15 protein-coding genes are annotated in these 20,073 nt (G+C 65.8%); 7 read left to right on the top strand and 8 right to left on the bottom strand.

Annotation, left to right across the window (positions count from 1 at the left end):
* Positions 1-10 precede the first annotated feature (10 nt).
* The 5 genes from HPY67_12480 to HPY67_12500 all read right to left on the bottom strand — a co-directional run bounded on the left by HPY67_12480 (position 11) and on the right by HPY67_12500 (position 6,078).
* Positions 11-490 carry a hypothetical protein gene (locus tag HPY67_12480; GenBank protein NPV05537.1) on the bottom strand — a complete coding sequence of 160 codons (480 nt, stop codon included), beginning with the start codon at positions 488-490 and terminating at the stop codon, positions 11-13.
* A 77-nt stretch (positions 491-567) separates the two neighbouring features.
* The gene (locus HPY67_12485) at positions 568-1,371 is read right to left on the bottom strand and encodes an enoyl-CoA hydratase (GenBank protein ID NPV05538.1); all 804 of its coding nucleotides are present in this window, start codon (positions 1,369-1,371) and stop codon (positions 568-570) included.
* Between the two features lie 70 nt (positions 1,372-1,441).
* Positions 1,442-2,500 carry a 23S rRNA (adenine(2503)-C(2))-methyltransferase RlmN gene (gene rlmN / locus HPY67_12490; protein ID NPV05539.1) on the bottom strand — a complete coding sequence of 353 codons (1,059 nt, stop codon included), beginning with the start codon at positions 2,498-2,500 and terminating at the stop codon, positions 1,442-1,444.
* Between the two features lie 209 nt (positions 2,501-2,709).
* A complete protein-coding gene (locus tag HPY67_12495) occupies positions 2,710-3,948 on the bottom strand; it encodes an NADP-dependent isocitrate dehydrogenase (protein ID NPV05540.1) in 1,239 nt (412 codons plus the stop codon).
* Positions 3,949-4,071: 123 nt separating this feature from the next.
* Entirely contained in the window at positions 4,072-6,078 is a 2,007-nt protein-coding gene (locus HPY67_12500; protein ID NPV05541.1) for an aconitate hydratase, read from the bottom strand.
* Between the two features lie 288 nt (positions 6,079-6,366).
* Here HPY67_12500 and HPY67_12505 point away from each other — a divergent pair, with 288 nt between their 5' ends.
* Positions 6,367-6,792 (top strand): phage holin family protein, encoded by a 426-nt coding sequence (locus HPY67_12505; protein ID NPV05542.1) that lies wholly within the window; start codon positions 6,367-6,369, stop codon positions 6,790-6,792.
* Positions 6,789-9,410 (top strand): DNA mismatch repair protein MutS, encoded by a 2,622-nt coding sequence (mutS, locus tag HPY67_12510; protein ID NPV05543.1) that lies wholly within the window; start codon positions 6,789-6,791, stop codon positions 9,408-9,410. Before HPY67_12505 ends, mutS begins: the two co-directional genes overlap by 4 nt.
* Before the next feature lie 123 nt (positions 9,411-9,533).
* Here mutS and HPY67_12515 read toward each other — a convergent pair whose 3' ends face one another.
* The gene (locus tag HPY67_12515; protein NPV05544.1) at positions 9,534-11,882 is read right to left on the bottom strand and encodes a GspE/PulE family protein; all 2,349 of its coding nucleotides are present in this window, start codon (positions 11,880-11,882) and stop codon (positions 9,534-9,536) included.
* A gap of 150 nt (positions 11,883-12,032) precedes the next feature.
* On the opposite strand from HPY67_12515, the gene HPY67_12520 reads away from it, so the two are divergent.
* A complete protein-coding gene (locus HPY67_12520; GenBank protein ID NPV05545.1) occupies positions 12,033-12,569 on the top strand; it encodes a low molecular weight protein arginine phosphatase in 537 nt (178 codons plus the stop codon).
* Positions 12,512-13,366, top strand: a complete 855-nt coding sequence (locus HPY67_12525; protein ID NPV05546.1) for an AAA family ATPase — start codon at positions 12,512-12,514, stop codon at positions 13,364-13,366. Before HPY67_12520 ends, HPY67_12525 begins: the two co-directional genes overlap by 58 nt.
* Positions 13,367-13,450: 84 nt before the next feature.
* Here HPY67_12525 and HPY67_12530 read toward each other — a convergent pair whose 3' ends face one another.
* Both HPY67_12530 and HPY67_12535 read right to left on the bottom strand, forming a co-directional pair.
* Complete coding sequence (locus HPY67_12530) at positions 13,451-14,542, bottom strand: hypothetical protein (protein ID NPV05547.1); 1,092 nt, start codon at positions 14,540-14,542, stop codon at positions 13,451-13,453.
* Positions 14,543-14,737: 195 nt separating this feature from the next.
* On the bottom strand, positions 14,738-15,760 hold the full coding sequence (locus HPY67_12535; protein NPV05548.1) for an HD domain-containing protein: 1,023 nt from the start codon (positions 15,758-15,760) through the stop codon (positions 14,738-14,740).
* A gap of 187 nt (positions 15,761-15,947) precedes the next feature.
* On the opposite strand from HPY67_12535, the gene HPY67_12540 reads away from it, so the two are divergent.
* From HPY67_12540 to HPY67_12550, 3 genes are read left to right on the top strand one after another with little or no spacing between them, the layout of a single operon-like run.
* A complete protein-coding gene (locus tag HPY67_12540; protein ID NPV05549.1) occupies positions 15,948-17,147 on the top strand; it encodes a hypothetical protein in 1,200 nt (399 codons plus the stop codon).
* 7 nt (positions 17,148-17,154) lie between these two features.
* Complete coding sequence (locus HPY67_12545; protein NPV05550.1) at positions 17,155-19,749, top strand: AAA family ATPase; 2,595 nt, start codon at positions 17,155-17,157, stop codon at positions 19,747-19,749.
* Positions 19,746-20,021, top strand: coding sequence for a hypothetical protein (locus tag HPY67_12550; protein NPV05551.1), 276 nt, complete (start codon positions 19,746-19,748; stop codon positions 20,019-20,021). Before HPY67_12545 ends, HPY67_12550 begins: the two co-directional genes overlap by 4 nt.
* Positions 20,022-20,073 lie beyond the last annotated feature (52 nt).

A 20,073-nucleotide genomic window follows, 5' to 3' on the forward strand; every position in this document is an offset into this window, starting at 1 on the left:
GAGGGCTTTCCTACCTAAACCATTTCTTCCTGCGGCCGAAGGGGCCTGCCGTGGAGCGAAGCAGGCGGGTGATGAGCCCTTCATTGGATTTGAGGTCGTAGACGCCGCTTGGCTCCTTTGCGGCCTGCTCGCGCTCGATGTCTTCGAGGCTCGGGTAGTTGGCCAGGTCGTCGATCAGGATGCGCGGCTGCCTGTCACCTTCGCGGCTGACGCGGCTTGCCTGCGGTGCCGGGGGGGAAGCCTGCCCCGCGGCCCTGGCCAGCACCTCCTCGCGGCGGGGGAAATGTCTCAGCACGGGCGGCGTGTAGGCCTGCCTCTTGAGGCCCATGAGGGCTTTTTCCATGATGGCGGCGTAGCTCTCCCCGGTCTTTTCCTTTTCCTCGGCGAGGATCGCACGGGCCTCCTTTGAGAGTACGACGGTGAAGGAGCTCTTTCCCTCGGATTTCTGCTTCTCTCTCCAGCGCCTGATTCTATCTGCCTCTTTTTTCATGCCCTTTCACCGTTACAAGTAACATCGGCGACGTTTCTTGTAACATTGGTTGCTTCGTTTCGCAAGGAAAAAACCGTCTACTTTCCCTTGAAGTCCGGCTTGCGCTTCTCCATGAAGGAGACAAAGGCCTCTCTGAGGTCCTGCGAAAGCATGAGGACCATGTTCTTGTGCTTGGCAAGCGACATCCCGTCGGCTACCGGGAGGTGGCGGCTCGCGTTGAGGACCTCCTTTGTCGCCTGCACGGCCAAGGGGGCGTTGGCCGCAATCTCGAGCGCCAGTTTCCTGGCACCCGCCATCATGGCGGCCCCGTCGGGGTAGACGGCATTGACGAGGCCCATCGCCTGCGCCTCCTTCGCCGTGTAGAACCGCGCCGTGAAGGCCATCTCCCTCGTGAACCCCTGGCCGATGACGTGGGGCAGCCTCTGCAGCACGCCCATGTCGGCCACCAGCCCGATGGCGGCCTCGCGCAGGGAAAACGAGGCGTCCTCGGTGCAGAGCCGGATGTCGCAGGCCGAGACGATGTCCAGGCCCCCGCCGATGCACATGCCGTTGACGGCGGCAATCACGGGCTTGGGGCAGGCCTCGATGCCGTCGCAGCTCTCGAAGAGGGCGCGGAGCTTTTCGGGGAACTCCAGGCTCGACTTGGCGGAGCCCTTCAGTCCGGCGGCCGCGAATTCCTTGAGGTCGAGACCGGCGCAGAAGGCCTTGGCCCGGCTTGCCAGGATGATCACACGGACCTCGTCGTTCGCGCCCAGGTCGCGGAAGGCCTGCGCGATCTCGGCCGAGAAGGCCAGGCTCAGGGCGTTCATGCTCTCCGTTCTCGCCATGGTCACCGTGGCGACATGGTCTTCGATGGCAATTTCCAGATTCTGATAGGCCATGCGTTTCCTCCCCCCCATCGGTCTGTTCAGTCCGTTCCGTCGTTCTTTTCGACGGATTTTTCTCACCTTCTCAACTTCTCACCTTCTCACCTTCCATCTCTTCCCGGTGCTTCCCCGAGAGCTGGCCGCAGGCGGCAAGGATGTCCTTGCCGCGGCTCTGGCGCAGGACGGCCGTGAAGTGGTGATCGACGAGGACCTTCCGGAAGGCCTCGATCGCCTTCGGGTCCGGCGCCTTGAAGGGGGAGCCCGGGAACTCGTTGAAGGCGATGAGGTTGAACTTGCAGCGCAGGCCCCCGAAGGTTTTCACGAGGAGTTTCGCGTCGGCGGGCGAGTCGTTGACGCCGGCGATGAGGATGTACTCGAAGGTGATGCGCCTTCGCCTCGGCATGGGGTAGCTCTTGCAGGCGCGGACGAGGGCCTCGATGGGGTATTTCCTGTTGATCGGCATCAGCTCGCTGCGCCGCCGGTCGTCGGGGGCGTTGAGCGAGACGGCGAGGTTGACCGCCGACTCCCTCCCGAGCCGCTCGATGCCGGGGGCGATGCCGCAGGTCGACAGGGTGATCTTGCGCGTCGACAGCGAGAGCCCGTAATCCGACGTGATGATGGCGATGGCTTTCAGGACGCTGTCGTAGTTGTCCAGCGGCTCGCCCATGCCCATGAGGACGAGGTTGTTGATGCCCCTGCCTTCCTCGGTACGGAACTTCGCCTGCACGATCTGGTCGACGATCTCCGAGGCCCGGAGGTTGCGGTGGAAGCCCGAGCGGGCCGTGTAGCAGAAGGCGCACCCCATGCGGCAGCCCGCCTGGGTCGAGACGCAGAGCGTCCAGTGGCCCGCGCCGGGGATGAGGACGCTCTCGACGAGCAGGCCGTCCTCGAGGCGGAAGAGGATCTTCTTCGTCGTGTCCCCGGAGGTCTCCGTCCGGACGATCTCGAGGCTGCCGATCCGGGCCTTTTTCGCCATCTCGGCCCGGAACTCCTTGGAGAGGTTCGTCATCTCCTCGAACGACGAGGCCCCCTGCTGGTAGATCCACTTCATGATCTGCCGGGCGCGGTATTTCTCCTTCCCCAGCTCGGCAACGAAGGCCTCGATCTCCTCGAGGGTCATGTTTTTCAGATCGGCTAATTGCATGGGACTTCCGGAGCACGGCGGAATGCGCCACGAAACCATTTTGCCGGCTCAGAAGCGCGTTGCGACGGTTCTAATGCTCATTGCGCTGCGGCCGCAAAAACTCGCCCTTCGGGCTCAGACAGTTTGCGCCGCGGTCGCTCCATTTCGCAAAGAACCGTTCGCGCAACTGCGCTTCAAACGAGCCTTGCAAAACAGTTTCGCGGCTTACCCTATTTCTTGTTCTTTCGTGCAAGGCTGCGCTGCAGCCGCTCGGCGATGGCGTCGATGAAGCCCTCCGTTGTCACCCTGCGGTTCTTCGCGCTCTTTTTCGCCACGGCCAGCAGGTCGCCCGTCATGACGCCGGACTCCACCGTGCCGATCGCCGCCCGCTCGAGGGCGTCGGCGAAGCGGACGACCTCGGGCGTGCCGTCGAGCTGGCCGCGCTTGCGCAGGCCGCCCGTCCAGGCGAAGATGAGGGCCATCGAGTTCGTCGAGGTCTCCTCCCCCTTGAGGTGCTTGTAGTAGTGTCGCTGCACGGTGCCGTGTGCGGCCTCGTACTCGAAGCAGCCCTTCGGCGAAACGAGGACGGAGGTCATCATGGCGAGGCTGCCGCTCGCCGCCGCGACGAGGTCCGACATGACGTCGCCGTCGTAGTTCTTCAGGGCCCAGAGGAAGCCGCCCTCGGAGCGGATCACCCGCGCCGCCGCGTCGTCGATGAGGGTGAAGAAGTACTCGAGGCCCGCCGCCTCGAATGCCGTCCTCCAGCGCTCGTCGTACTCCTGCTGGAAGATGTCGCGGAACCGCGCGTCGTAGATCTTGGAGACCGTGTCCTTCGTGCTGAACCACAGGTCGATCTTCTCGTCCAGGGCGAAGGCGAAGCAGGCGCGGGCGAAGTTCCGGATCGACTCGTCGGTGTTGTGGATGCCCTGCAGGATGCCCGGCCCCTTGAAGTCGGCGATCTTCTGCCAGGCCGAGGCGCCCCCGGGGGCGGGCGTGAACATCAGCACCGCCGTGCCCGCGCAGGGGACGGGCATCTCCGAGTTGTCGTAGACGTCCCCGTAGGCGTGCCGGCCGATCACGATGGGCCGCTTCCAGCTCGACACGAAGGGCCGGATGTTCTTCACGAAGATGGGCTTGCGGAAGACCGTCCCGTCGAGCATCGAGCGGATCGTGCCGTTGGGGCTCTTCCACATCTTCTTGAGGCCGTACTCGGCCACGCGGTCCTGGTTGGGGGTGATCGTGGCGCACTTGACGCCCACGCCGTGCCGCAGGATGGCCTCGGCCGCCTCCACGGTGACCCGGTCGTCCGTGTCGTCGCGGTGCTTGACGTGCAGGTCGTAGTACTCCAGCTGCACGTTGAGCCAGGGGAGGATGAGCTTTTCCTTCACCATCGCCCACATGACGCGCGTCATCTCGTCGCCGTCCATCTCGACGATGGGGGTTTTCACGATGATCTTACTGAACGCCATACCGTGTCCTTTCCGATGCTATGACCGATCGCTGATGCAGGAAAATTGGAGTATTGGAATCATGGAATATTGGGTTTCAGGGTTTTCTTCAACAACCCATCGTTCCAGCATTCCAATATTCCATCATTCTGTCTTTTTCCCTTTCACCAGGTTGAGCGCCCCGCCGGCCAGCACGATCCGCCTCTGCCGCTCGGAGAGCGTGCAGGTGACGGTGAAGCTGCGCCCCTTGGTGGTGTTTCGGACCGTCAGGGGGCCCCCGGACCCGATGGCGTCGCGAAGGCCGGCGATCTCGAGGCCGTCGCCCTGGTCGAGAAGGTTGTACTCCGATTCGTTCTCGAAGACCAGCGGCAGGACCCCGAAGTTGATGAGGTTGGCCGCGTGGATGCGCTCGTAGCTCTTCGCGATGACGGCCTTGACGCCCAGGTACATGGGGCACAGCGCCGCGTGCTCCCGCGACGAGCCCTGGCCGTAGGACTGGCCGGCCACGATGACGTTGTGGCGCCCGTTGTCGCGGATCTTCGCCGCCCGGGAAGAGAACGTGGGGTCAAGCCCCTCGAAGACGAAATCGGCGTAGCGGCGGATGTTGGAGCGGTACTTCATCCGGGCCCCGGCGGGCATGATGTGGTCCGTCGTGATCTTGTCGCCCACCTTGATGGTGACCTCGCCGTCGAGGCTCCCGGGCAGCGGCCCGTTCTCCGGCGGGCTGCCGATGTTGGGCCCGCGGAGGATCTCGACGGAGGCCGCCTTTTCCGGGGGGGCGGGCTCGAGGATCATGCAGTCGTCCACGCGGAACCGCTCCGGCATGGGCACGGCGGGAAAGTCCATGCCGAGGTCCCTCGGGTCCGTGATGACACCCGTGACGGCGGCCGCCGCGGCCGTCTCGGGGCTCACGAGGTAGACCTCGGCATCCTCCGTGCCCGAGCGGCCGTGGAAGTTGCGGTTCGAGGTGCGCAGCGACACGCCCCTCGAGCCGGGGCTGTGGCTGCCGCCGATGCAGAAGCCGCAGGTGCTCTCCGTGAGCCTCGCCCCCGCGGCCAGCAGGTCCGCGAGGTAGCCGTCGCGGGCCAGGTTCTCGAGCACCTGCCGCGAGCCGGGCGTGACGATCAGGCTCACCCGGGGATGGGCCACGCGGCCGCGAAGGATGCGGGCCACCGTGGCGAGCTCCCGGTACGAGGAGTTCGTGCAGCTGCCGATGCAGACCTGGTCCACGGGGATGCCGGCGATCTCCCGCACCGTGCCGATGTTGTCCGGGCTGTGGGGCTTCGCGGCCAGCGGGACGAGCCCCGCAAGGTCGATGTCGACCACCTTTTCATACTCCGCGTCGGGGTCGGCGGCCAGCTCGACCCAGTCGGCCTCCCGCTGCTCGGCCGCCAGGAAGCGCCGCGTCATCCCGTCACTGGGGAAGACGGATGTCGTCAGTCCCAGCTCGGCCCCCATGTTAGCGATGGTGGCCCGCTCGGGGACGGTCAGGCCGGCGAGCCCGTCGCCCCCATACTCGAAAACGCGGCCCACGTTGCCCCGGGTCGTGAAGATCTCCAGGAGCTTCAGGATCACGTCCTTGGCCGAGACCCAGGGCGGGAGCTTCCCCGTGAGGTTGACGCGCACCACCCGGGGACAGGTCAGGAAGAAGGGCTCGCCGGCCATGGCGAGCGCCACGTCGAGCCCTCCGGCCCCGATGGCGAGCATGCCCAGGGCCCCGCAGGTGGAGGTGTGGCTGTCGGAGCCCAGGAGGGTCTTTCCCGGCCTGCCGAACCTCTCGAGGTGGACCTGGTGACAGATGCCGTTTCCCGCACGCGAGAGGCGGATGCCGTAGCGGCGGGCGACGGATTGCAGGTATCGGTGGTCGTCGGCGTTCTCGAAGCCGATCTGGATCGTGTTGTGGTCGATGTAGCTCATCGAGAGTTCCGTGCGCACCCGCCCGATGCCCATGGCCTCGAACTGCAGGTAGGCCATGGTGCCCGTGGCGTCCTGCGTGAGGGTCTGGTCGATATGGATGCCGATCTCGGTGCCGGGTTCGATCCGCCCCGCAACCAGGTGGGCCTCGATGAGCTTGTGTGTCAGGGTTTTCCCCACGACGTGTTCCTCTCGTCTCGAAAAAATAGAAGAGGCATAATACCGCCCAACCTGCATTTGTGCAACGGTGAAAATGTTGTAACCCGTCGCTTTCCCGATTCTTTCCCCGGTTTTGCCCTTCGGCCCGGCCGGGGGGTGAAAAAAAAGGCGAAGCGTGCTACAAAACGCAGAAATTGTGAAGCTGAGAAGTTGAGAAGCTCGGTTTGCACCCACGGCAGACCGGGGATTGCAAGATTCGCCGAACTTCTTGACTTCCCCACTCCGCAACGTCGCGGGCGGCTGGTGCCTTGTGAACGTCGCCCGGAATGACTCTCATTTCCCTGAGGCTGATCGAAGGAGGAAACAATGGCCGTCATCCTGATCCGATGGCTGATCCTCACCGCGGCGATCCTGGCGGCGGCCTACCTCGTCGAGGGGATCGTCGTGTCGGGTTTCTGGTCCGCCTTCTTCGCGGCGGCGATCCTGGGGTTTCTCAATGTCTTCCTCAAGCCCATCCTGATCATCCTGACCCTGCCCGTCAATATTTTGACATTGGGACTGTTCACCCTCGTCATCAACGCGGGGCTGCTCAAGATCGCCTCGGCGCTCATCCCGGGCTTCGACGTCCACGGCTTCTGGCCGGCAGTGATGGGCGCCATCATCGTCAGCGTCGTCAACTGGCTGCTGGGCACGCTGATCGCCGACCGCGGGGTCCCCGGGCACCCGGCGATGCACGGGCGCGGCGGTCCCGGGACAATCGACCTCGAGAAGAAGGGGGACCGCTGGGAATGAGTTCCCTCACGCCCGCCATGCGGCAGTACCTGGAGATCAAGGCCCGGTACCCCGACTGCATCCTCTTCTTCCGCATGGGCGACTTCTACGAGATGTTCTTCGAGGACGCCGTGCTGGCCTCGAAGCTCCTCGACATCACGCTCACATCCCGCGACAAGGGGAAGGAGGACAGCGTGCCGCTCTGCGGCTTCCCCTGGCACGCGGCGTCGTCCTACATCGCCAGGCTCATCGCGAAGGGGCACAAGGTGGCCATCTGCGAGCAGATGGAGGACCCGCGCCTCGCCAAGGGGGTGGTGAAGCGCGAGGTGGTCCGCGTCGTCACCCCGGGGCTCGTCCTCGACCCCGACAGCCTCGAGGCCAAGCAGAACAACTTCCTCGCCGGCATCGCCTTGCGGGGCGAGGCGTTCGGGCTTGCCTTCCTCGACGTCTCGACGGGCGAGTTCCGGGCCACGGAGTTGCGCGACCGCGCAGCCTTTCTCGACGAGGTGATCCGCCACGGGTTCCGGGAGATCGTCCTGGAGGAGGGCTCCAGGGACCCGCTGCTGGAGACGGTCCTGTCGCGCGAGCTCGAGGGCTGCGTGATCAACCGCTTCCCCCGGGACTGGTTCGAGCCGGAGGCCGCCCTCGCCATCCTGGGAGAGCACGTCGGCGCCGAGTCGGTCGCGCGGCTCGAGCCGGAGAGCCGCCCCGCCCTGATCGCCGCCGCCGGGGCGGTCCTGCGCTACGTCCGGGAGACCCAGAAGGAGGGCCTCGGGCACATCAACGAGATCACGGCCTACCGCTCGGAGAGCTTTCTCGTCCTCGACGAGACGGCGAAGCGAAACCTCGAGCTCTTCGTCACGACCCAGGGGGGCACGAAGGAGGGGACCCTCTTCCACGTCCTCGACGAGACGATGACGGCCATGGGTGGGCGGCGGCTGCGGTGGTGGCTCGCCTACCCCCTGCTCGACGCGGCCCGGATCCGGGACCGGCTCGCCGCCGTGGGCGAGATCCGCGAGGCCCACCTCGTGCGCCGGGACCTGCGCAAGGCCCTGGCGGGGCTCTACGACATGGAGCGGCTCGGGGCCCGGATCTCCCTCGGGGTGGCCAACGGGAGGGACCTGGCGGCCCTCCGGGCCTCGCTGCGGACCCTGCCGGGGCTCAAGGCCCTCCTGGCCGCATTCGAGACCCCCGTGCTGGCCGCGATCCGCGAGGGGATCGACGAGATGCCCGAGACGCTGGAGCTGCTCGAGCGGGCCATCGTCGACGAGCCGCCGCTCGCTCTGCGCGAGGGGGGGATCATCCGGGAGGGCTTCGACGCGGAGCTCGACCGGATCCTGTCGATCGCGCGCGACGGGAAGTCGTGGATCGCCGCCCTCGAGGAAAAGGAGCGCCGGAGGACCGGGATCTCCAACCTCCGCGTGGGCTTCAACAATGTCTTCGGTTATTACATCGAGGTGACGAAGTCGCAGACGGGCTCGGTCCCCGCCGATTACATCCGCAAGCAGACCCTCGTCAACGCCGAGCGCTACATCAACGAGGAGCTCAAGGAGTACGAGCAGACCGTCCTGCACGCCGAGGAGAGGCGCCGCGAGCGCGAGTACGACCTCTTCGTGCAGATCCGCGAGCGCGTGGCGGGCCGGATCCGGCAGATCCAGAGAAGCGCCGCGGCGCTGGCCGATCTCGACGCCCTCGCGGCGCTGGCCGAGGTGGCCGAGAAGTACAACTACGTCCGCCCCGCCGTCGACGAGGGCGACGTCATCGAGATCCGCGACGGCCGGCACCCCGTGGTGGAGCGGATGCCGCTGGCCGAGGGCTTCGTGCCCAACGACGTGTACATGGACCGGGGGGCCAACCGCCTGCTCGTGATCACCGGGCCCAACATGGCGGGCAAGTCCACCTACATCCGCCAGGTCGCCCACATCGTCATCCTGGCCCAGATGGGCAGCTTCGTGCCGGCCGCCGAGGCGCGCATCGGCCTCGTGGACCGGGTCTTCACGCGCGTGGGGGCCGCCGACGTCCTCGCCAAGGGGCAGAGCACCTTCATGGTGGAGATGACGGAGGTGGCCCACATCCTGCGCCACGCGACCCCCCGGAGCCTCATCTTGCTCGACGAGGTGGGGCGGGGGACGAGCACCTTCGACGGCCTCAGCATCGCCTGGGCCGTGGCCGAGCACATCCACGACGCGCCGCATCTCGGGTCGCGCACCCTCTTCGCCACGCACTACCACCAGCTCACGGACCTGGCCCTGACGCGCGAGGGCGTGGCGAATTACTACATCGCCGTCAAGGAGTGGGGCGAGCGGATCATCTTCCTGCGCCGGATCATGAGGGGGAAGGCCAACCGCAGCTACGGCATCCAGGTGGCCCGACTGGCCGGCGTGCCCGACGAGGTCATCGCGCGGGCGAGGGAGGTGCTCGAGAACCTCGAGAAGGGCGAGCTCGACGAGGTCGGCATGCCGACTCTGGCGCGGGGCCGCAGGGGCGCAAGGCGCCCGTCGGCGGGCCAGCTCAGCCTCTTCGCCGACGAGGAGAGCCTCGTTCTCGAGGAGATCGCATCGACGGACGTCGATGCGCTGACGCCCCTCGAGGCGATGAACCGGATCGCGCAGTGGAGGGAGAGGCTCACAAAGAAATAGGCGAATGGCAAAGGGCTAAAGGCAAAAGGGAAACGAAAGACAAAAAAGCACAGAAAAAGCGACGGTGAGGCCACCGTCGCTTTTTTTTGCCCCACGCCATTTGCCTTGGGCCCTTCGCCTGCCTTATTTTATGCACACCCTCCGGACCTGCTCAAAGTCCGTGAGGCCCTCGATGACCTTCTTGATGCCGTCCTGGAGCAGCGTGGTCATCCCGTCCTCGATCGCCGCTTGCCGCAGGTCCTCGACGGACGCCTTTTTCGCGATGAGCCGCTTGATGTTGTCCGTGGCCACCAGGAGCTCGTGGATGCCCACGCGACCGCGGTAGCCCGTCTGATTGCAGTCGTTGCAGCCCCCGGGCTGGTAGAACTTGAGATCCTTGGAGTAGGGGATGTTGAGCTTCGCGAACTGCTCCTCGCCGTAGGTAAAGGCCAGGTAGTCGTACTCGTCCTTGTCGGGCGTGTAGGCCTGCTTGCAGCTGCGGCACAGCGTCCGGGCGAGCCGCTGGGCCAGGATGCCCAGCAGCGAGTCGGCGAAGTTCAGGGGGTCGATGCCCATGTCGAGCAGGCGGATGATCGTCTCGGGGGCGCTGTTGGTGTGCAGCGTCGTGAGCACGAGGTGGCCCGTCAGCGAGGCCTCGACGCCGATCTTGGCCGTCTCGAAGTCGCGCATCTCGCCGACCATGATCACGTCGGGGTCGGCGCGCAGGAAGGCCCGCAGGGCGCGGGCGAAGTCGAGGCCGATCTTGGGGTTCACCTGGACCTGCCGGATCCCGTACTGGGTGATCTCGACGGGGTCCTCGATCGTCCAGATCTTGCGCTCCGGCGTGTTGATGCGGTGCACGCCCGCGTGGAGCGTCGTCGTCTTGCCCGAGCCCGTGGGCCCCACGCACAGGATGATCCCGTAGGGCTTCTCGAGGAGCTTGATGAGGTTCTGGTAGTTCCAGGGCGACAGGGCCATGTCCTCGAGGTGCATCATCTCGCCCTTCTGGAGGATTCGGAGCACCACGTCCTCGAGGTTGCCCGCCGTGGGCAGCGTGGCGACGCGGAGCTCGATCTCCTCGCCGTTGCTGCGCCGGAACTTGATCTTGCCGTCCTGGGGGAGACGGCGCTCCGTGATGTCGAGGTTAGACATGATCTTGATGCGCGAGACGATGGCCGCGCGGTAGCTGTAGGGCACCGTCTGGTAGAGCGAGCAGCTGCCGTCGATGCGGTAGCGGATCTCGACGTTCTTGCGGCTGAGGTTGGGCTCGATGTGGATGTCCGAGGCCCGCTGGGCGATCCCGTCGTTGATGATGCGGTTGACGAGCTGCATGATCACGCTGTCGGACTCGGAGACGCCGTTCTCCTCGTAGTCGTCGCGGTCCTCGACGAGCTGGCCCTCGCCTCCCAGGAGCTCCTCGAAGGACTTCTCCCCCTCCTGCGTCTGGTAGAAGTGGTTGATGAACCGGATGATGTCCTCCTTGAGCGAGACGCAGTACTCGACGGCCTTCGTCTTCAGGAGGTTCTCGATCATGTCCTTCTTCAGGATGTTGTTCGGGTCGTCGACGAGGACGCGGATCCGGCCGTCGGCAAGTCTCTCCAGGGGGACCCAGAGCTCGCGGCGCAGGTACTCGCGCTTGAGGCTCTTGAGCAGGTCGTCGGGGATGGGGTGCTTCGCGTTGTAGTGGACGTAGCGGCAGCGGTAGAAGTCCTCCAGGGACCGCCCGATGTCGTCCCGGGAGATCCGGAAGCGCTTCATGAGGATCTCCTCGATGGGCTCGTTGCTGCGGCGCGACTCCGTGAAGGCGGCCTCCAGGTCGGCGTCCTTGATGAGGTTGTGGTTGACGAGGTAGTCGAAGCGGGTCTTGCGCCGCGAGGAGACGCGGTGCTGGTTGTACAGGGCGATGCCCAGGACCTCGGCGATCTCCTCGAGGAGGCTCTGCTCGTCGGCCGTGAACTTCCCGCCTCCCTTGCGGTTGACGATCTGGATGACCCCCATGAGGGTGTTCTCGTGCATGACGGGCACGGCGAGCACCTGGGTGGTCCGGTAGCCCGACTGCTTGTCCCAGGCCTCGTCGAAGAAGAGCGTCTTGTCGACCCGCTTGAGCTCTTCCTTGTCGTAGGCATCGGCGATGTTGACGGCGCGGCCCGTGTTGGCCACGAAGCCCGCGATGCTTCGGTTGCTGATCGGCAGGCGGATCTCCTTGAGCTGCGAGCCCGCCAGGTAGAGCGAGTAGAGCTCGTTGCGCGGCTTGTCGGCCACGTAGATCGTGATCAGCAGGGCGTTGAAGAGGGCGAGGATCCCCTCCTTGTGCTCGACGAGGATCTCCTTGATGTTCTGTGCGGCGTGGATCTGGTTGGTGATGTCGAGCAGTTTCTTGCGCTGGTTGAGCTTCTCGGAGAGGGCCGTTATGGAGGAGATGTCGAGCCTCTCCATCATCTTTGCCGTTTCCATCGTGGGCATCCGTTCCTTGTCGGGTTTTCGCTTTTCCATATCGTCCGGGCTGTCACGGTCTTTAATACAGGAAATGTGCCAATCGATCCCCCGCCGCGAGAGCGGGCGGCCCGCAGGGGCGCGTTTGCCTCGCCGCCCCGTCAAGGCATGGGTTTTGCAATCTTTTTCCGCGATGCCTCGACCGTGAGGATGGAAGTCGATTCCGTGACGGCGCAAGCGGCCCCGAAGAAAATCCTGTTTGTCTGCTCGGGCAACCTGTGCCGGAGCTTCATGGCCGAGCGGGTGTTCCGGTCGCTCCTGCGGCGGACGGGACTGAGCGGCGTGCAGGCGGCCTCGGCCGGCCTGCTCGATCTCGGCGGCGCAGAGGCCGACCCGCGGGCCGCGGCCCTCCTCCGGGAGAAGGGCATCGAGGCCAACGGGCACCGGTCCCGGTCGCTGTCGGCCGCGATGGTCGATGGGGCCGACTGGGTCCTCGTCATGGAGGAGGCCCAGCGGGACGAGGTGCTGAGGCGCCATCCCGCCGCGGTCGGCAAGGTCCGGCTGCTCAAGTCCTTCGCCGCGCCGGGCGGCGGCGACGGGCTCGACATCCGGGACCCCTACGGGATGACGGCCTATCACTACCGGACCTGTTTTGCGGAGATCTATTTCTCCCTGGAAGGACTGCTTCGATGTATCTGGAACACTGGGGGCTCGAGACCTTCCCCTACGAAATCGTCCCCGACCTGAAGTTCATCTACAACTCGGGGCACTGGCGCGAGGCGATGACCCGCCTCGTCTACGCCGTCCAGCGGCGCAAGGGCGCCGCGCTGCTCACGGGGGACGTGGGCTGCGGCAAGACGACCCTGTCGCGGGCGCTCATCCGGAACCTCCCCCAGAAGGACTACCACGTGGGGCTCATCACGAACCCCATGCTCGAGCCCATCGAGTTCATCCGCGAGATCCTCTACCAGTTCGGCCTCGAGCCGGCCTCGCACTCCAAGCACGAGCTCCTGAACGCGCTGGGCGAGATGATGATGCAGGACTTCCGGGAGAACCGCACGACGATCCTCGTCATCGACGAGGCGCAGCTGCTCTCGCCCACCAACTTCGAGGAGGTGCGCCTGCTGCTCAACTACCAGTTCAACGACCGGTTCCTGCTGAACCTGCTGCTCATCGGCCAGCCCGAGCTGCGCGGCATCATCCGGCGGATCGAGCAGCTCGACTCGCGGATCGCCATCCGCTACCACCTCGGCCCGCTCACCCCGGAGGAGATGGCGCGGTACATCGAGTTCCGGCTCGGCCGTGCCGGCGCGACGCGCGAGATCTTCACCCCCGACGCCTTCGAGGAGATCTACCGCCAGACCCGGGGCGTGCCCCGGCGGGTCAACAACCTCTGCGACATGTGCCTGCTCATCGGGTTCGGGATCCAGGCCGAAAGAATCGACAGGGACATCGTGAGGCAGGTCATCGAGGACACGGCCATGCCGGGCGACGAGCTGGCCGGGGCGGAACCGAGACAGGAAGCTGCGAAGCTGGGAAGCTGAGAAGTTCGGACAGGCTCCCAGCCCTCCTATTTTACCGGCTTTTCCAAACTTCCAAACTTCTTGATAGCAACAAAAACACGTTACCTACTGATACGCCCTTAGGGGCACTATCGGTTTTTCATTGAGCCGGTAGTGGAACAGCACCGTCAGGACGTTTTCGATCCCGCGGTCGCTCCAGCGGGCCCCGACATCGGCCCTGCGGTTGAGTTCCCTCATCTCCCGCTCCAGGGGAGCGGTGGTCGTGAAGGCAAAGCCCTTGTCGGCCTGCCAGCTGAAGGCGTGCGGCTGAGCGTTTTGGAGGTGCTCGGCCGACTGACGGAAGCCGTCGCGCTGCAGCTCTTTGATAAAGGCATCCAAGCCCTCGGGGGCTCGGGGCCCCCGGCGCCACAGCAACCGCTTGAGGCGCTTCTGGTAGTGCCGGCGCTGCTCGACCTGCATGCCGTCGAGCCAGAGGTAGTGATTGAGCTGGTGCACCAGATGCCAGCGGCAGCGCTGGACCGCAGAGGCACAGGCCTCGAGGTTCAGGCCCCCATCATGCACGAGCCGCTCGATGGGCAACCCCAGCAGTCGCCGGCGAAGCCCCTCGGCATCACCCACGTGCACGTGCACCAGCCGCTTGACGATGGTCGGGCGTCCGGCCACCGCGGGACCCGGGATGGCGCTGACGGCCAGATAAACGGCCGAGCCCCGCGGGTTCTTCCCCGCCTTGACCCGGGTGCCGTCGACCAGCACGGTCTTGCCGGCCACCTCGTCGCTCGGGGCGAGCGTCGCGGCCCGGGCGGCGATCTGGCGCCGCAGCCCCTCCGGGGAAGGCGCATCGGCCAGCAGCGCGCGCAGGGCCCAGGAGGCCCGCCCGAAGGGCATCTGGATCCCCAGCCCGATGGCCTTCTCGACCAGCTCGTCGAGGAAGCGCCGCCCGAAGGGAAGCCCCAGCACGGCATTGACCGGCCGAAACGTCCGGCCGCAGGCCTTGCAGCGCATCTGCAGGACCGCCAGTGACAGGCGCCCCCGCGACGTCCGCAGCACCCGGCTCCGCCAACCCTTGCGGATCAGCGCCGTGCCGTCGCAGCGCGGACAGCGCAGCCGGCCCCGATGGGCCGACAGCCACTGCAGCTGGATGTCCCGAAGCCGCTGCCCGTAACTCCGGGGAAAGGCCTGATCGTACAGGGCGGCCAAATGAACAAACAACCGGTTGACAACGTCCCCGGGGCAGGCAACAATCCATTCCGGGAGGGGTAACTCTCCTGGGAGCATCTTGATACCTCCTTTCGAGTTTTGGCGAATTCTCCAAAGGCGTATCAGATGCTCTCTGCTTTTTCAAAGAACAGGTAACGCGTATTTTACGCTATCAACTTCTTAACTTCCCAACTTCTATCCTTTTTGGATGCGCGCGAGCTCCTCGTCCGAGACGGGCCCCGTCACCCAGAGGATCGGGTTGCCCAGCAGGTTGACCGTCCTGTCGTCCGTCACCCGGTTGCCGTCGGCGTCCTCCAGGATCTGCACGACGGGCCGCAGCGGCTGGCCGACGTGGGTCCCGACGACCTTGCCGAGGGTCCGGTTGTTGAGCCGGACGAAGCTCCCGATGGGGTAGAGGGAGATCTGCTCGAGGAAGGCCCGCATCACGCGCGGGGAGAAGGAGCGGTTCTTCGTGTCGACGAGCTCCCGGACCGACACGCAGCGCCGGTGGGGCCGCTCGTGCGTCATGGCCTCGTAGGTGCTCGCCAGGCCGACGATCTTCGCATACTCGGAGATCTGCTCGCCCCTGAGACCCCGGGGATAGCCGCTGCCGTCCTCAAGCTCGTGGTGCTCGTAGGCCGTCTGGGCGAGCCAGGGCATCTCGGCGCTCCAGGGCGCAAGGGCGCTGCGGCCGGTCTCGGGGTGCCTGCGGACCGCGGCCGTCTCCTCGCCGGAGAGGGCCTCGGGCTTGCGCAGGATCGCGTCGGGGACCGCGAACATGCCGACGTCGTGCAGGAGCGCGGCCAGTCCCAGCGCCTCGAGGCTGCCCGGCGCGTACTCGAGCCGCAGGCCGATCTTCAGGGCATAGATCATGGTGTTGATCGAGTGGGATGCCGTGTAGTCCTCCTCGTTGCCGTAGCGCGTCGTGTAGTGGTAGAGCCGGTCGATCGTCTCGGCGCTGCCCGCGATCGCCCGAAGTTGCTCCCGCAGGGGCAGGATGTCGAAGGCCCTGTTTTCCAGCATGCTCACCTTGATGGCCTGGAGATGCCGCCAGAGGCAGAGGTAGATGTCCTTGTCCGAATCCGGCTCTCTCGCGGCCGGTCCCTGCGCGGCGCGGGAGAACAGGGACCCGGGGACCGCGGTTGCGGGGGGCTGCGCCGTGTCGTCTTTCCTGCCGCTCTGCGCGGCATCGGTGATCAGGTCGACGTATCGCACCATGGGACTTCCGCCTTCTCTTCGTTCGTGGGCACCGACCGCCCGCCGCCCAGACCGGGAAGGACTCCCGGACGCCGGGCAGGGAAGGTCGTGCTCTTGTCATGCAAGAACCGTACACGGGCGCTTTTTCTTTTAACTGGCATGATGTTGGCATGTCATGAATCCGGTCATCCTGCGCAGGAGAGTCGGAATGTACTGGCGAATGAAAAATGCAACCGTTGCAACGCTCCTCGTGCTTGCCGCGGCCGGCCTGTCGGCCTGCAGCACCTACATCCCACACGCCCTCGAGGCCAAGGGCGTGCCCGTCAAGACGCTCAAGTCTTCGGCCGAGGACGCTGCCGCGGCCGAGAAGGCCCGCCGGCAGCAGCAGTCGGACATCGCGGCGATGGCCGCCGCCACCGGCAACGAGTCCTTCACGCAGCGAAGGGGGACGCCGGAGTACCTGCTCGGGCCCGGCGACGTGCTGAAGATCACCTACTGGGAAGGGGCGAAGAGCACGGAGTACATCGCGGAGGTCCGATCCGACGGAAAGATTTCCTATGCCTTCATGGACGACGTGCAGGCGGGCGGCCGCACGGTGGGTGAGCTGCACGAGGCGCTCATGGAGGGCCTGAGGCAGTACATCCGGGCGCCGCGGCTCGAAGTGGTCGTCAAGGAATACCGGAGCAAGACGGTCCTGCTCTTCGGCCAGATCAACAAGATCCCCCCCGGGCCCTCCGGGCCGGGCAAGTACCCCCTGAAGGGGAAGACGACCGTTCTCGATCTCATCGTGTCGGCCGGCGGCCCCGTCATGGGACGCGGGGGCTCCTTCTCGGGGACGGGCCAGACGCAGGTCGTCGTGGGGGACGAGGGCGGCAACGCGGATCTGCGCAACGTGGAGCTGCTGCGCAGGGGCAAGCGCTACACGCTCAACCTCTATGACGTCATGTTCAAGGGCGACACCAGCCAGAACGTGATCCTCGACGCGGGGGACATCGTCACCGTGCCCGAGCTGCCCTTCTTCGGCGAGCGGGTCTACGTCCTCGGCGAGGTCAACGCGCAGGGGATCTACCGGCTCAAGGACGCCAGCGATCTGCTGGCCCTGCTGTCGCTGGCGGGCGGGCCGACGGGCCTGGCCGTCAAGTCGGACATCAAGATCATCCGCGAGTACCAGGAGCGGAAGGGCGAACCGGTCATCCTGTCGGCCAGCTACGACGACATCACGAAGAAGGGGGACATCGCCCAGAACGTGGCGCTCAAGAACGGCGACATCGTCTGGGTGCCGCGGATCCTCATCGGCGACATCAACGAGTGGATCACCAACACGGTGCCGCTTCTCGATTACCTGCTGAAGCCGGCGCAGTATCGCGACACCTACGGCGATCCGACCAAAATGCGCTTCCTGAAGTAGAGAGACCATGGCCCAATACGACATCAACCTCCGCGAATACTGGCGCATCGTCAAGAAGAGGCGCTGGATCATCCTCGTCACGCTCCTGCTGACGGGGACCCTCAGCACCCTGTTCGCCCTGCTGAGCAAGCCCGTGCCGCTCTACAAGTCCACGGCGAGCGTGAAGCTCGAGCGGGTCATGCTCTCCGGCGCAGGCATCTACCAGGAGTCGATGCCCTGGAACAACGCGGACATGCTGACGTCGCAGGCCGCCGTCGTGCGAAGCCACGGGATCGTCGAGAAGGCGGCCAAGAAGCTCGGCATGATCCCCGCCAACCTCACCTCCGAGGAGGTGCGGGCCAACAAGGAATACCTGGCGACGGTCCTGAGCCTGCGGAACATGGTGGAGTCGGACTTCGAGCAGCAGATCGGGGTCATCAACATCCACGTGCAGTCCGAGGACCCCCGGCTGGCCGTGCGGCTGGCCAACACCATCGCCGAGGTCTACCGGGAGGAGCGGATCAACGACACGAACAAGCGCTCGGTCAGCCAGAAGAGCTTCATCGAGGCCCAGCTCGTCCAGGCCCGGGAGAAGCTCAAGGCCTCCGAGGAGGCCGCCAAGGCCTACCGGGAGCAGCACAAGCTCGTCTCCATCGACGCCGAGAGCACCGCCATGGTCTCGAAGCTCCAGGCCCTGCAGGCCGCTTACGACAAGGCCGTGGCCAACGCCCAGAAGGCGGGCGAGATGCGGCGCCTTCTCGACCGGGCGGGATCGACGCCGCTGGGCTCCAAGACGAGCTTCCACTTCGAGGACGCGCCGGCCGCCTACAAGTCCTTCAACGACAAGCTCGTCCAGCTCATGCTCGAGCGCGACACCCTGCTGAAGACCTACACGGAGCTCCACCCGCAGGTGGCGGAGATCCGCAGGCAGATCGACGAGATCATCGTCACGATGAAGGGCCAGATGGCCGCCTTCGAGTCGCAGCTGCGCGAGGACATCCGGGACCTCAAGGCGAAGATCGACGAGACTGCGGAGCAGGTCCGGATCCTCCCGGAGAAACGTCTCGAGCTCTCGCGGCTCGAGCGGCAGATCCAGCTCAACCAGGAAGTGTTCAACATGCTGGAGCGCAAGTTCCAGGAGGCGCAGATCACCAACGCCGAGCGCGTGGAGACCGTGCAGATCATCCGGCCCGCCCTGGAGCCCCGGACCCCGTCCAACGCGCCCAAGATCAAGGAGAAGGCGATTGCAGGGTTCCTCATCGGGCTCATCCTCGGCATCGCCCTCGCCTTCCTCGTCGAGATGTTCGACACCTCGCTGGGGGCCATCGAGGAGATCGAGAGCCTGCTGGGCGTCCACGTCCTGGGGCTGATCCCCCACGTGAGCCAGCAGGAGATCAAGGAGACGCTCAAGGAGAAGTACGCCGAGGACGTCGACGCGGAGGTGGCCGAGCGGGGGGCCCGGCTCGTCTCGCACTTCGCGCCCAAGTCGCGCCTCGCGGAGAGCTACCGCGCGATCCGGACGAACCTCGCCTTCGCCTGCCTGGACAAGGACATCAAGACGATCGTCCTGACGAGCTCCTCCCCCGAGGAGGGCAAGACGACCTCCATCGTCAACCTGGCCATCACGATGGCCCAGGGCGGCAACCGCGTCCTGCTCATCGAGGGCGACCTGCGCAAGCCCATGATCTCCCGGATGTTCGGCATGGACTACGTGCCGGGGCTCTCCGACGTGCTGCTGGGCAGTTACGAGTGGCGGAAGGTCGTCCGGACCATCTCCGACATCATGACGGGCACGCTGAGCACCGACGACATCCTGCAGACGCCCGGCATCGAGAACCTCCACATCCTCTCGTCGGGGACGATCCCGCCGAACCCGGCGGAGCTGATCTACTCGAAGGCGATCGGCGACTTCATCGCCGAGGTCCGCTCCGCCTACGACGTCGTGCTCATCGACGCCCCCCCGCTGCTCGCGGCGACCGACGCGGCGCTGCTGGCCGCCAAGGCCGACGCCGTGGTGATGGTCTACCGCGTGGGCCGGATCCCCCGCGGGGTGCTCAAGCGCGCCAAGGCCCAGCTCGACAACGTGAAGGCCAACGTCATCGGCGTCATCCTCAACGGCCTGAGGGCGGAGCTGAGCTCCGATTACGCCGACTACAAGTACAAGTACTACTACTACTTCTCCCAGAAGACGGACGGCAAGCCCGAGACGCCGGCCGACCGGATCCGGGCCATCCCCGAGATGCTGAAGGCGCGGCTCGGTCTCTTCAAAAAGGGCGTCGCCGGCGGCGGATCGGCAGAGGGAGAGCAGCCGGTTTCCGGCCGCTCGCTTCGGGACCGCATCAAGGCGGCGGGCGCGGCGCGCCCCTCCATCGGGCGCGATCCCAAGGAGGAAAAGAGGGCGGCGATCGTGAGGGCCGCCGTGTTCATCCTGGCCGTCACGTTCCTTGCCGCCGGGATCCTCTACCAGATGGGCTATCTCACTTTCGCCGCGCCGTCGCTGGAGGCCCGGAAAATTCAGCACCGCGGGGCCGTGACGCCGGGTGACCCGCCGGCCGCGGCGAAGGCCCCGGGCGGCGAAACCGGTATCGTTGTCGGCACTCCGGGCCCCGGGGTGATGCGATGAATGACCTCAAGGCGGCCGGCAGAACGGCATCCTCAGGGGGCGGGCTCCGAAAGAGGCGCATCCGCGTGCCCCGGAGCGGCCTCACCCTGAAACGGTTTCTCTTAATCCTTGCCGCCGCCGTCCTCACATCCCTTCTCGTCGTTGCTCTCGGCGGGGTCTTCGACATCCCCGAGGACCGGACCTACCGCCCCCGGGACATCGAGCGCAAGTATCACGAAATGCAGCGGATGAAGGAAGCCGTCGAAAAGCAGCTGCCGGCCGGAGGCCGATAGCACTCCCGCCGCGCGACTCCCGCACCGACCCTTGCCGACGGCCGATGTCCCG

Source organism: Syntrophaceae bacterium (genome assembly GCA_013177795.1).
In the GTDB taxonomy this organism is placed as follows: Bacteria; Desulfobacterota; Syntrophia; order Syntrophales; family UBA2192; genus UBA2192.

What these genes read in the sequence shown, in the direction of transcription:
- HPY67_12535 (NPV05548.1), bottom strand. Translation starts at nt 15,760, where the DNA reads ATGGTGCGATACGTCGACCTGATCACCGATGCCGCGCAGAGCGGCAGG.
- HPY67_12485 (NPV05538.1), bottom strand. Translation starts at nt 1,371, where the DNA reads ATGGCCTATCAGAATCTGGAAATTGCCATCGAAGACCATGTCGCCACG.
- HPY67_12515 (NPV05544.1), bottom strand. Translation starts at nt 11,882, where the DNA reads ATGGAAAAGCGAAAACCCGACAAGGAACGGATGCCCACGATGGAAACG.
- HPY67_12520 (NPV05545.1), top strand. Translation starts at nt 12,033, where the DNA reads ATGGAAGTCGATTCCGTGACGGCGCAAGCGGCCCCGAAGAAAATCCTG.
- HPY67_12540 (NPV05549.1), top strand. Translation starts at nt 15,948, where the DNA reads ATGTACTGGCGAATGAAAAATGCAACCGTTGCAACGCTCCTCGTGCTT.
- rlmN (NPV05539.1), bottom strand. Translation starts at nt 2,500, where the DNA reads ATGCAATTAGCCGATCTGAAAAACATGACCCTCGAGGAGATCGAGGCC.
- HPY67_12525 (NPV05546.1), top strand. Translation starts at nt 12,512, where the DNA reads ATGTATCTGGAACACTGGGGGCTCGAGACCTTCCCCTACGAAATCGTC.
- mutS (NPV05543.1), top strand. Translation starts at nt 6,789, where the DNA reads ATGAGTTCCCTCACGCCCGCCATGCGGCAGTACCTGGAGATCAAGGCC.
- HPY67_12480 (NPV05537.1), bottom strand. Translation starts at nt 490, where the DNA reads ATGAAAAAAGAGGCAGATAGAATCAGGCGCTGGAGAGAGAAGCAGAAA.
- HPY67_12545 (NPV05550.1), top strand. Translation starts at nt 17,155, where the DNA reads ATGGCCCAATACGACATCAACCTCCGCGAATACTGGCGCATCGTCAAG.
- HPY67_12495 (NPV05540.1), bottom strand. Translation starts at nt 3,948, where the DNA reads ATGGCGTTCAGTAAGATCATCGTGAAAACCCCCATCGTCGAGATGGAC.
- HPY67_12550 (NPV05551.1), top strand. Translation starts at nt 19,746, where the DNA reads ATGAATGACCTCAAGGCGGCCGGCAGAACGGCATCCTCAGGGGGCGGG.
- HPY67_12500 (NPV05541.1), bottom strand. Translation starts at nt 6,078, where the DNA reads ATGCAGGTTGGGCGGTATTATGCCTCTTCTATTTTTTCGAGACGAGAG.
- HPY67_12505 (NPV05542.1), top strand. Translation starts at nt 6,367, where the DNA reads ATGGCCGTCATCCTGATCCGATGGCTGATCCTCACCGCGGCGATCCTG.